This window comes from Bacteroidia bacterium, assembly GCA_026932145.1.
In the GTDB taxonomy this organism is placed as follows: Bacteria; Bacteroidota; Bacteroidia; order J057; family JAIXKT01; genus JAIXKT01.
In genome coordinates this window covers 47,005-59,426 of sequence record JAIXKT010000066.1, presented here as the reverse complement: position 1 = coordinate 59,426, position 12,422 = coordinate 47,005, and the positions used below count along the sequence as shown (strand labels likewise).

Genomic DNA, 12,422 nt, shown 5'->3' with positions numbered 1-12,422 from the left:
TGAACGGGAGAAAATTTGGGCTTTTTTAAAAATTTAGAGGTTATGCAACGCGCTCTATCTATAAGTTACAGTATAAAGCAGATGCCATAATCAAGTTTAAAGAATGGAAACAAAGAGTTATTGAAATGAAAATAGATGAATTTAATAGTGTGGTAAACTCCATTGAACATCACTTTGAAAACATCCTTAACTTCTTTAATAACAGAAACACCAATGCCAATGCAGAATCATTCAACTCAAAAATAAAACAATTTAGAGCTAATTTAAGAGGGGTTACGGATGTAAAATTCTTCCTGTTTAGATTAGAAAAATTGTTTACCTAAAATAGCCCTTCTCCCCATAAAATTAACCTGACCCCAAAAAACTCCCCATAAACTCAAAAAAAAATCAAAATTTATTTTGAACGGAAGAAAATTTGGGCTTTTTTAAAAATTCAGAGGTTATGCAACACGCTCAAGTAATAAATATATCTTCTATTCATTCGATATCATTTTTTTAACACTTGACAGTAACGCAGCGCTTGACGAAGTTCCGAGAAAAAAAAGAGGATACCAAAATTTATTTTGGTATTCCGGTGTTTTTCTCCTTGGGATCTAATTTTGTCAAGTGTTTTATTGGAACAACGTAGTAAATTTCGCCGCATCAAATTGGTTGGTGCCAGAAAGTTACTTAGTTTTGTGTAATGAAATGTTATTTGGGCTGGGTTTGGTGGCTGATTTTGGGTTTGGGAACGGTTTCCTGTGGAGGCAGCGAACCGGTTTTTCCGATTGAGCCGGATATCGCCTTTGAAAGCCTAACTCCTACCCGAATCCGAGAATGTGCTGACCCGCCAAACTGCTTAACCGGTGATGAGCTTGTTCTGAAAATACGCTATAAGGACGGAGACGGTGATATAGGAAACAAAACGCCTACTACTTCAAATTCAAATTTCTTCTTGATTGATAGCCGTGATAGCAGCGTGATTTCCTATAACTTGCCTTACCTCACACCGGAAACCAGAAAACCCTCTATTCAGGGAGTTATTACGGTGAATATCAACGGTATAGAGCGTAAAAATCCCCGTGTAAACCAAGAAACGGTTGTCTATACAGTTTATCTTTTAGATAGAGCCGGGCATCCCAGCAATAAAATTATTATTCCGGCCATTACGGTAGTTCCGTAATGGCAATTTACGTACTCAACGGGGTAATATTAGCGGGATCATTATTTCCGGGTCAGCGATAATCTGCGAGAAACTTTGTTTAAATGAGTTTCTCACTTGTGTAAGTCCCTGAGACTGAATAGTTCTACAAGTGCCGGGTGTAAAATACTGCGTTAAGAACCGTGTAAAGGGAGAAAAAACTTCACTGCCTTTATTCCAAAGTAGTTCTACGGGGCTAAACCACCAGAGCACAGAAGCCTGTGTTTGAACATTGATAATTTCTCCGTATAGCTCAAATAAGCGCGTTGCTTCTGCTAAGGGAAGCTGAACGGTCGTTTTATTGCTTCGAATTCGGTATTTCAGGTATCCGCCGGCAAAAGCACCTACCTTTAAACTTGGTTGTAATGACATAGTGAGCATACTACTTAACGAAAGGTCTCCCATAATCCAACGAAATTTTGCCGAACATTTGCTAAATAGCTCTTTCCAGATTTCAATTGTGATAATATCTTGTTTGTCCGGTTCATTAATTTTGAATGTATTTAGCGCAATTCCCGGTTCACCATTATTGGTAATTACACCATTTCCAATGACATAAATCCAGACTAAGTCTGTTTCTTTGGCTTTACTCAGCCAATTAGCTGTATTTAGCAGTCCGTTATGGGAAACGTTTTTTCCTTTTAAGATGGTTACATTTACAGAAGCAAAGGCTTTTGTGAGTTTAAAATGTTTTTCAAGTAAGGCTGCGTCTGTTTCGCCGGAATAACGGGTTAGGTTGGTATCTGCCGTTTTTTCGGGAGCAATAACCAATAAAAAAAGTGATTGCTGCTGATTTCTGGGCAAAGAATCTATTCGGGTAAGAGGTGCATTGCTGCGTTGTTCCTCTAATTTGTGAATGGAATTTACAAAAAATGGATTTGATTCCGGTTTTATATTTTTAATAATTTCACTGGGGGAGAAATTTTGGGTAAAATTTTGAATAAATGGCTGATGGGTTCCCCAACAATAGTAGTTTTTGTCTTGTGCTATTGCTAAACTTCCGCGTGGAGTTAATAACAGTTCAAATTTAGGGATGCCGGTATGTGCATTTAGCAGGTGTACGGGGCCGGTTTGAGTAAGCAAGGTTATCCAATTTCCTTCGGGAGAGCGTGATATACTGGATATTTTTCCGGTAATAATTTCTTCCCAAATCCATTGTTGCTGCTTGATATTGCGGCAGCGTACTTTTGTAATTGCCGGAAAGGTATCTAAGAGTTCGGTACTCCACCAATTGTCTTGCCAAATGTTGCTTGCCGTAAGTTTTCCACTAAGTTTAACTGTATCTATCACAATCTTTGATTCAATATCTCTGATAGCCCAGTTATTGGGTTTCGTAGAGTACAAAATATAGTTTCCATTTTCAGATACCCAAAATCTTTCATGATAATAATCTGTAATAGAATCAGTTATGTTTCCGGTAAAATTTAATTTGGATAATACTGGTTTGAGGGCGTTGGTAGCCTGCCATAACTCTTGGTTGTTTCGAGTATATGCCATTTCTTGTTTGGCATAAGACGGGCTTTGAGTTTGGGTGATAACGGTGCCATTATTGGAATCCCAGACAATCGCGATGGTTGTTTTTCCGGGCATAAATTTAGTTTTTCCGATAAGGCGGTTTCCGTCTAAGGAAAAATATAGCTGTTCCCAGACAGAACTCTCCAATGGATAGCTCCACAAGGTATTTAATCCAGGGTAGGCTAATACCCGTAAAGTAGTTTTAGTTCCTTCTGTTGCCGAAAAGGCTATCTGCTGCTTTACCGGGTTGTAAACTAAATAATCTAATTGTGCTGGAATTTTTGTTTCTAAGTAAGTTGTTCGTAACGTGTTTAGGGAGAAAGAACTTAGCAATGTATCCGTTCCAATAATTATGGTAGAATCTGATAACCAAGCAGCTACGTTTTTTGAGCAGGTATTTTTCCCGAAAGATTGTAATAGCTCACCTTGCAAGGAATATTCATTCAAAACAGCACCTTGTTGGAGTAATACAGTGTGCCTATTGGGAATACCAGCTAAAAATGGGGACTCTTCGGCTGGTAATTGTAGTTTTGCGATTAGCCTGCCGGTTTGTAAATTCCAAAAAGCTACCATTCCGGAAATATCTGAGCTAATCACGGTGTCCCCAACTATTGAAACAGATTTTACTGGTTTTAAATGATAGGTAAACGGTAGATACTCTTTATTAGATTGAATATCAGTTATTTGTATTGAGTTGTCTGATTTCGCAATGATTAGATGTAATTTAGAGCCTTTTTGAAACCAAAAGGAATACTTTTGTTCGGATAGTTTTTTCTCAAAAATAGGTTCATCTTGGTGAATTGAATATAGCTGAATCAGTTCCTCTTCGTCCCAATTAACGGTGGTCATAGAAATGAAAGTATCCGATAATTGATAATTCGTGATTCTATTTAGGAACTGGATGTTGGTTTTGGATCGTGTAAGGGCAGAATCTAAGGCAAGGGTTACTACTTCCTGCCCCAGCAAAGTAACCAATGAATCACCGGATTGCGCCCAAGTAATTTTTTCAATAGGTAAATTATTCAGTAATATTTTTTGGGCTGTATTTTTCTGAAAGTCAATAATACATAAGTTTTTAGGCGTAAGAATAGCACATTTTTTTCTGAATGGGCTAAATTCTACTTGGCGAATTTCCGGCATAAACCAATCTACAACAGATTGATTTTTAGCTAAGTCCCATAAGATAAGCCGGTTATTGGCATCTGCCGTAACCCAATAATTTCCTTCCCCTGAAATATGGGTAATGCTATCTTGATGTTTGGTATAAATAGGTAAATTTTGGGCAAAGACCTTGCGGCATACCAAAAAGACCAACAGCCAAAGTACTCTCTTGAGCATACGCAAACAAATTTTAGAGCAAGTTACAATTCTTTTATACAAGTTGGCTGCCGTAGTAAAAGTTGCCGAACTTTAAAGTAGTTGTAGCTGCTATACCCCAAACTTCTGTACGCTGCTAACGGGGGTTATCTCGGTTATTGATGAAGATTTGGTCGTCGTTAAAGTGGTCTTTTAGGTTAGGGTTGTTGTTATAGTTTTCCATATCATACCCTCCCATTGAACCATTGGTTTGGAATAATAACTGGCTTCGCCAATTGGGGTTGGTAAATTCCCCGAATTTGGTAGAATGTAGTTGTACATATTCGTTGGTGGTTAAGTCGCGGTCATAAAAAACAAAGATTACATTACTTTGAACGCCCAGTTTATTATATGACCAGATTTGGTACGGATATTTATCTGTTTGGCTGGGAAAAGATTGAATGTCATTTGGTGCTCCATAGGTAAGCAATACTCTACCTCTATCTGTCTGGTAGCCGGGCCTTAGGGCAGATTTAAAATGCTCATTTGCATATTTAATTTTGGCTAAATAATCTTTCCATTCATAACCTTCGGGTGTATTAGCCTGATGTCTTTTTTGCCAAAAATGAACAAAGTAATTTTTTTTCTGGCTAAATGTTTGAAGGGAATTCACGAAATTAATTTCTGTGGGAGTTGATATAAAACGTAATGCTTGTAAGTAAACATTGAGAGATTCTTCCGGATGTGCATAAAGCTGGTCATATTTTTGAGAAAAATCCGGTAAAGTCTGATTATCTGCACTACGATATACATAAAAACGGGTTCGTTTGGTCGCCAAAGTCCTTCCATCATTAGTAACAGCTTCTACTTCAAGGATATAATATTGTGAGGGTAGTTCTTTGATGTTAAATGCTTGGATTAATTGATTTACTTTTTGGGGTTTTTGTGGGCGTGTTTTTCGGGTAAAATTTTCTATGCGGGCAGAGTTAGCAGCCTGTAAAATGGAAATAGCATAATAATAAGGCTCTTCAATATCTTTGGTATATAGTTCAATATAAAACTTCAGTGAATCCATATCCAAGAAAGCTCCGTTAGTTACAAAGGGTAGGATGTCAATATTTCCGCGTGTATATTGAGTTGATTTACTTCCGGTTGGGAAGAAAGAGTTTACCCACAATAAGTCGCTAAAAACGGGTTGGGAAATAGTATCTTGTGCAATAGAGAAATTTCGGGTGGCTTTATAGTCCCGTTTGCCGGGGGCAAAGTTATCTGTAAGTTCTATAGTCAGTTGATAATTTCCGGGAGCTAATTTTACCCGACGGGTATCCATAAAAAAGCGAGATTCAACCGAAGTTGTTGTGTCTATAATGTTTTCGTTTGTTAATAAAAATTTATCTCCCCATACAATATTCTGGGTTTCACCTTGTTGGGAAATCAGATAGATAACTTCTACCGAAGTTTTAAACTTTCCATTTGCCAGCGGATTATAATAGACCGTAGAGCCTCCAATTGATAGATGAACCTCCAGATAGGTTTTTCCTTCGGGGCTTTGAAAGCGTGCAATATCTGCATAAAAAAGCAGTTCTTTTGCAAGAGAAATATTCCCGCAACAGATTAATACAATGCAGGAAACTATTATTTTAACGTATTTTTTCACGATAAACGCCATCATATAGTGAACCATGGTAAGCTCCCCAAGTGGGAGGATTTTTTAATTTATAGGCAACTTCCAGACGTATTAAATACCAGCTATCAAGCCGCATTGCAGAGAGGATGTCTAAATTTTTATCTCCGTCTAAATCTCCCACCCAGAGTGTAGAAAAGTGTCCGGCTCCACCTGTGGGTAAATCAAGAACTTCTGAATAAGGGTTTTTTCCGTTAAAACAATACATTTTTATTCCGTGATTAGCCGGTACGTCTGTGTCGCGTAAGTTATATTTCAAAAAGACGGTATGGAACGGATGCTGAAAAATATTAGCTGTAACGGGGGAAGATATAATCACTGCGTCAATGGAATCTTGAAATAATATTTCGCCGGTAGTTCCATTCAAAACAGTTTGTATATGGTGTTGAAATCCTTCCACAAAAGAGCCTCTTCCGTAGTTAAAGAAGAGGTCTGTGCGGGTAGAATCAAAATAGAGGCCGGGTGCGGGGATGGAATATGTTTCTACCTTGCCAAAGTCTTTTGACCAGAGTTCTTTTTGTGTTTTTCCGTCAATGGCATAGCAAACGCCGCCTAAGGCGGTAGCTACGATGTCGAGTACATTGTCTTTATTTAGGTCAACGAATACGGGCGGGGAAACGAAGCCTTTTCGGGCGTGATTGATAATTCTTTGGGCATTTTCGGGTTTTCCTTCTAATATATTTTTCAAGGTTGTGCGCCAAAGTGCTCCCGGGTGGGTTTCGCCGCCGGTTCCCCAGTAAACTTCATGTTCGCCATTATTATAGGCATAAACCGGTGAGCAATAGGTTTCTGCAAAGTCAGGATTAGGGTGGTATCCCAAAATTTGGCCTGTTTTGCCGCTTAGTATCATGATATAACCCGTAGGGCGGCTCTTGCTAAACGCAGCGGAATCTTCCTGCCCGCCGTTAGTAACCAACAAATCAGGCACTAAGTCATTGTTTTGGTCTGGCACTAATTGAGCATTGTAAAACATTTTCCAGTTGGTTGAAAACTTACGTTTTTTGGGTTTTGCTTTTACATCGAACTTCCAGATTACTTCTCCGGTTTTGCCGTTAATAGCGGCAAAAGTTGTGCTGCGCCCGCCTATAAAAACATCTGGAATACCGTCTCCCGTAATATCCCAAAAAACAGCAGACCCAAAAATACTTGCATCTAAATTACAATCCCAAATTAAAGAGCCGGTTTTACCTTCATAAGCCTGAACTCTGCCACCTACATTATTGCCTTCGCTTAAACCAATGACAACATCTAAAACTCCATCTTGGGTCAGATCTATACATCTTGGAGAGGATTGTGTGTATAAAGTCCCAAAATGAGCCTTCCATACAACTTGACCAAAAATATAGTTTGGAAAAAATACAACTATTAAAAAGTAAATAGAATACCGAAGATCGGGTAAAGTTATCATCTAAAAATTAACTTCACAAATTTAGCGGAAAAATTATTAATCCATTCTGAAAAATATCCTGAAGTTTGGTTTAGGGAACTTAATAAAGTCCGAAATTTGTTATTCTACGAAAAATGAAAGCAGTAACTGTTGACCCCAATTCTGGCTTTTGCTTTGGGGTTGTTTATGCTATCCAGATGGCAGAAGATTGGTTAGACGAAAACGGATCCCTATATTGCTTGGGAGACATTGTTCATAATGAAATTGAGGTACAACGCCTTCAGCAAAAAGGATTAAAAATCATCTCCCACGAGGAGCTTGCCCAACTAAGAGATACGGCAGTGCTCATCCGCGCACATGGAGAACCACCAGAAACATATCAAACTGCAATGAAAAACAACATTATGCTCATAGATGCTTCCTGCCCCGTTGTGCTAAAACTACAAAACAGAGTGCGTAATGCCTATAATGATGAAGAACAGGTTGTAATTTATGGTAAAAATGGACACGCAGAAGTAAATGGGCTCGTTGGCCAAACAAACGGAAAAGCCATCGTAATAGCAGGTGAAGAAGGCTTAGATCAACTTGACTATGATAAACCTATATCACTATTCAGCCAAACGACCAAAAGCACTTCCAATTTTTACCGACTAAAATCCCTGATTGAAGAGCGAGCAAAAAACTCCTTTAAAGCTAACGATACAATATGCAGACAAGTTTCCAATCGAGAACCTCACCTAAAAGTGTTTGCAAAACAATATGATACAGTAATTTTTGTATCAGGCAAAAAAAGCTCAAATGGTAAAGTCCTCTACGAAGTGTGTAAGCAAGAAAACCCAAATACCTATTTTATATCTTCTCCCGAAGAATTAAATCCAGAATGGCTAAAAAATAGCTATAATGTAGGAATTTGCGGTGCCACTTCAACCCCTATGTGGCTCATGGAAGATGTAAAAACAGCTATTCAGCAGATTTTAGAAAATACTAAGCCTTAGTTATTTACTTGAATCAAAATCTGAATTTTTAAATAGAAAAACTATCTCCTACAAAGAAAAATTAAAGTACCCAAAAGCACTATTTTTTTTTAGAGCCGGCAGAATACTTTATCTTTGCAGTAAAGATAGATAACATGACACGTTTTTGGCTTTTTTTAGGATTATTTTTAGGGTTGGGCTACTGTATTCATGCCCAGACCCCAACTACCATCAGTCAGATCATGACTGTGAATGACAGCATAGCACCGAATGATACTTCTGTGTTAAAAGGGGGTTACGTTTCTGTGCGTGGAGTAGTAGTACAGAGCCCTAAGGAGTGGTATCAATATTTTGTTCCGGGTTCAGCCAGCTTTTGGATACAAGATTCGGCTAAGCATGGCTCCAAAACCGGCTTACAAGTACGTATTTCATCAGTAGCATCTGCACAAGCAACCGGAGCTATTGACCTCCTACCCGGCCAGTATGTTGAAGTTATCGGAACGGTAGGCTACTATTCCGGTGAAACTCAACTTACATTGGATACGCTTACTACCGTAACCGTATTAGCTAATGGTATTCCACTTGCCGGCCCAGATACTTTGCAACTTATCACACTAAACAGCACCTCAACAACCTCTGTACCAACAGGCGAAGAATGGCAAGGCTCCTATATTTCGATTAAAGATGCCTCTGTAATTCAGGTTTCTACAAACCCTGCACGTGGAGATTTTACCGTAAGAGATGCCTCCGGTGGAGAAATAAAAGTATGGGATGCTTATTTCTTTCAAAGAAACCAAACTCACGGCTACACAAAACCTGAATTAGGAACAGTTTATTCAGAAATTCGGGGTATCGTGTTTCATAGAGCTTTTCTTCCAACTTCTTATTATGAACTGCACGTTTTTGATACTTTAGGAATGACCATTGGCCAATTTCCGCCCAATATTACCTCAATGGTGCGTAACATCGCCTGCCCAAAACCAACAGATTCCATAACTGTAACTGCCACAATTGACCATATCGCTTATCCGGCAGATTCCGTAGTACGAGCAAATGTAAGGTATGCTATCGGAGAAACAAACCTAAATTATGATTCAATTCCGATGACCAAAGTACCCGGCTCTACGAACCAATGGACAGCTACTATTCCTCCGCAACCTAACCAAACCTTTGTACACTACTACGTTACCGCAACAGACTTAGATTCTCAAACAGTTTCATTCCCAATATTTGCGCCGCAATGCTATACAACAAACCAAAACGGCTGCGAAATTGTAGATATTCAAAAAACATCTCAAGAAATTCAACGCTCAACTTCCAGGAGATATGAATCCGGCTATGTAGATATGCATGTTTCTGATGTTCAGGGAGTTGTTACTGCTTCCGTGAATGATTTGGGTTATATTTTTATTCAACAAGAAGGTAAAAATGCTTGGGCCGGTATCCAATTAATAGGAGATACCAGTATTACCAAGCTAAAAATAGGCGATAAGGTTTCAGTAAATGGAAAAGTTACCGAATATTTTGGCCATACCCAAATCACAGAAGCTACTGCCAATGTAATCAGTACCGGCAATTCCATTACTCCATTGGTTTTATCGGCAACACAGTTTTCAGATACTCAATCTATTGCTACCGAAGCTTATGAAAGTATGTTCATCAGGATAACGGATTCTAACTTGCGGGTAAAGAGTACCCGCGTAGAGCCAACCAGCACTGTAAATAATGGAGATTACCGTGTGGGACTTACTTCCACACCTTCCATAAACGGCCTGCGTGTTTCTGCCGGCCGCCAAACGAATAATATTTTTACATCTCTGAACTTTTCCTATGTGAATGACACCCTATGGGCAAATACAGATGGCCTTATGAATGTACCCGTTTGCTTAATTACGGATTCTACCACCTTTGACAGTTTACAGGGTATATTGATGTATCAATGGAACGTGGTAAAACTTACCCCCAGAAATAATGCAGATGCCTTTAACCCGCGCAAACACGGCTGTTCACCAGCGTGTGCTGCCCCAGTTAGCTTCAGTGTTAGCTTTACAACCACCCCGCCCCAGCAAGTAGAAGCCTCTTGGGCTGCCGTTACAGGAGCTATTGCCTACCGTTTTTCATGGCAACAAGTAAGCCCCACAGTAGGCCCAGAAAAAAATATTGTAACCCCCAACTTATCACTTTCTTTACCAATTCCAGATTCATTGCAAGAAGGACGTTACTTGTTTACACTCAAAACATTATGTGCTGATAATGCCAGCAATATTAAAAAAGACTCCCTCAATATAGTTGTAGTAAGTCGTTCACAGTTAGCAAATAATCTTAGCTTCACAGCTTTTCCAAGCCCTGCTAAACAAACCTTAAACATCGCATTACCCAAAGAAAATGGTAATTGGCAAATTTCACTGATGAACGCTATGGGAGCTACAATACAAGAACAAAAGGTCTCTCTTGCCGGACAAACAACCTATACAATATCCTTAGACAAAGTTTCCGCAGGCTTTTACTGGGTTCAAGTAATTGATTTACAGGAAAAAACAGTAGGCTATCAAAAAATCATGGTTGAATAAATATTGTTTTAGTCTTTGAACGATTGACAAAAGACTTTCTCTTGTTGTTGATAAGTAAAGGTTAAACAAGTTCTACAAAAGAAAACGCTCTTTTATTTGAATAAAATGCTTACGCATACAAAACAGATAAGAGAGCGTTTTCTTTTTTTGGGTTTTGAGATTTTTTTATACCCAAGTAGGCAATAAAGAAGAAAAAGGGTGTTTGGTAACAACAAAGTAATTGTAAGGTTCAAAGCCAAATCTTCGGTAAAACATCTCTACACCCGGTATTTCAGAACCTTCAAAATCAAAAATCTCCTGTTGAGTAAATGCTCGGTCTAATTGATGTTTTAACAAAAAACCGGCAGTAGCACGACTTGTCTGAAGATTTGGATTTGAAACCGTTAATACATTAAGCCAAACAGAAGCATAGCTTGGTGCCCAGTTGATAACAGCCAATTCCTGATTCTCAGAAAATAATCCAATAAGAGGCTGACCAGAAAATGAGGTTATCAGTTTTTTCAGGACGGCTATTTTTTCGACAGAATACTTCTTTTGATTTTGGGGGAAACTTAACAGGCAATCCAACTCATCAAGCCCGACCTCTTTTAGCACAAAATGCTGCCGTTCAGCCTGCCGTAGCTTATGCGCTAATTGAGGTTGCATAACCGGAAAACAAGTTATGTTTTGAAAATCAGCTACATAAGATAGCTTAGGAATGATTTTGAAGCCGGCTGTTTTTAATTCATTACTCCAAGCAACTCCTATGGGTAAACTAAGCTGTATAAAGCTAAATTTTGGTAGAACAGCAATTAAATAGCTCCAAATTTTATGTAAATATTGACTTTTGGGATAATCTATGAGGTTGTTTTTGAGAATGTAAGGTCCTGTGTAGGGTGTCCAAAACGGAGGTGAAAGTGTATTGATAAAGTAGAATTTCTTGTGCCGACAAAATGGCAGCACAGCCATCCATTTCCCTGAATCATCTGTAATAATAAGAGCTTTCCAGTTTGGGGCTACAATACTCCACCAGCCATATCGAGCACAAATGGATGCTCCACTACATTTTTGAATAAAATTATCCCATAGATCTGAGGCTATTTCGGCATTGTCAGCTACAAAATGCTGCATTATGCTTTTTTCTTGAATGTAGCGGTACGCGCATTGAGGTACATCAGTAAATTAAGCATTCCATTGGTGTTGTTCATCAAGAAAAAGGCTTCTTCAATTGGAACTACATCTGTTTCAATAAATTCGCTTTCTCCGGCAGCGCCGGTTTTTCTGGCTTTGAAGTCTTCTATTTCTTTTTTAGGCAAGGTAATTTCACACCAAAAGAAGTATCCGCCTTCGTCCAATAAGCCGGGGGAGCTATAAAAAGGTTCATCGTTAATGGCGTGCAGTTGTTCTGGCCTAACTTCAAAGCCTGTTTCTTCAAAGACTTCTTTGCAGGCTACTTTCAAGGGGTCGGCTTCACTGTCACACATTCCGGCAGGATGTTCGTAAAAAACTTCTCCGTTAGCTACCCGGCGTTGTTTTACTAATAATAAAAATTTATTGCCGCTTTCTTGCTCGATAAAGCAAGTAAGTACCGAAACAAAATGACCCCGCAGCAAAACAATAGGTAATAAAGGAGTCCCTGAATTATCCTGAGCATCAATTCGCAACAATGAAAAAAGGACTTCTCCATTCCCTTTACGAATGGTAGAAAGCTCTTCCATACTATTTAAAATAACACCTGATTTTTGAAGTGAGTTTTTCCAGATTGTAAATTTCCGGGAAGTTTCTAATGCCTCCATTGTTGATTTTTTAAAAGAACAAATATAGTGCATTAAAGCTA

Annotated in this window: 9 protein-coding genes; 4 read left to right on the top strand and 5 right to left on the bottom strand. The window is 38.7% G+C overall.

What is annotated here, in order from left to right; translation table 11 throughout:
* Positions 1–56 precede the first annotated feature (56 nt).
* Together LC115_13935 and LC115_13930 are read left to right on the top strand one after the other, a co-directional pair.
* Positions 57–323, top strand: coding sequence for a transposase (locus LC115_13935; protein MCZ2357769.1), 267 nt, complete (start codon positions 57–59; stop codon positions 321–323).
* Positions 324–682: 359 nt separating this feature from the next.
* A complete protein-coding gene (locus LC115_13930; protein ID MCZ2357768.1) occupies positions 683–1,162 on the top strand; it encodes a hypothetical protein in 480 nt (159 codons plus the stop codon).
* A 15-nt stretch (positions 1,163–1,177) separates the two neighbouring features.
* Here the strand turns inward: LC115_13930 and LC115_13925 are convergent, their stop codons facing one another.
* The 3 genes from LC115_13925 to LC115_13915 all read right to left on the bottom strand — a co-directional run bounded on the left by LC115_13925 (position 1,178) and on the right by LC115_13915 (position 7,083).
* Positions 1,178–4,033, bottom strand: coding sequence for a hypothetical protein (locus LC115_13925; GenBank protein MCZ2357767.1), 2,856 nt, complete (start codon positions 4,031–4,033; stop codon positions 1,178–1,180).
* 115 nt (positions 4,034–4,148) lie between these two features.
* The gene (locus LC115_13920; protein ID MCZ2357766.1) at positions 4,149–5,648 is read right to left on the bottom strand and encodes a GWxTD domain-containing protein; all 1,500 of its coding nucleotides are present in this window, start codon (positions 5,646–5,648) and stop codon (positions 4,149–4,151) included.
* Positions 5,632–7,083: a PQQ-binding-like beta-propeller repeat protein gene (locus LC115_13915; protein MCZ2357765.1), complete on the bottom strand. Its 1,452-nt coding sequence runs from the start codon at positions 7,081–7,083 to the stop codon at positions 5,632–5,634. The genes LC115_13920 and LC115_13915 overlap by 17 nt, the downstream gene beginning before the upstream one ends.
* Before the next feature lie 113 nt (positions 7,084–7,196).
* On the opposite strand from LC115_13915, the gene LC115_13910 reads away from it, so the two are divergent.
* Together LC115_13910 and LC115_13905 are read left to right on the top strand one after the other, a co-directional pair.
* Positions 7,197–8,057 (top strand): 4-hydroxy-3-methylbut-2-enyl diphosphate reductase, encoded by an 861-nt coding sequence (locus LC115_13910; GenBank protein ID MCZ2357764.1) that lies wholly within the window; start codon positions 7,197–7,199, stop codon positions 8,055–8,057.
* 134 nt (positions 8,058–8,191) lie between these two features.
* Positions 8,192–10,606 (top strand): T9SS type A sorting domain-containing protein, encoded by a 2,415-nt coding sequence (locus LC115_13905; protein MCZ2357763.1) that lies wholly within the window; start codon positions 8,192–8,194, stop codon positions 10,604–10,606.
* 165 nt (positions 10,607–10,771) lie between these two features.
* Here LC115_13905 and LC115_13900 read toward each other — a convergent pair whose 3' ends face one another.
* Together LC115_13900 and LC115_13895 are read right to left on the bottom strand one after the other, a co-directional pair.
* Positions 10,772–11,716, bottom strand: a complete 945-nt coding sequence (locus LC115_13900) for a hypothetical protein (protein ID MCZ2357762.1) — start codon at positions 11,714–11,716, stop codon at positions 10,772–10,774.
* On the bottom strand, positions 11,716–12,414 hold the full coding sequence (locus tag LC115_13895; GenBank protein MCZ2357761.1) for an NUDIX hydrolase: 699 nt from the start codon (positions 12,412–12,414) through the stop codon (positions 11,716–11,718). Before LC115_13895 ends, LC115_13900 begins: the two co-directional genes overlap by 1 nt.
* Positions 12,415–12,422 lie beyond the last annotated feature (8 nt).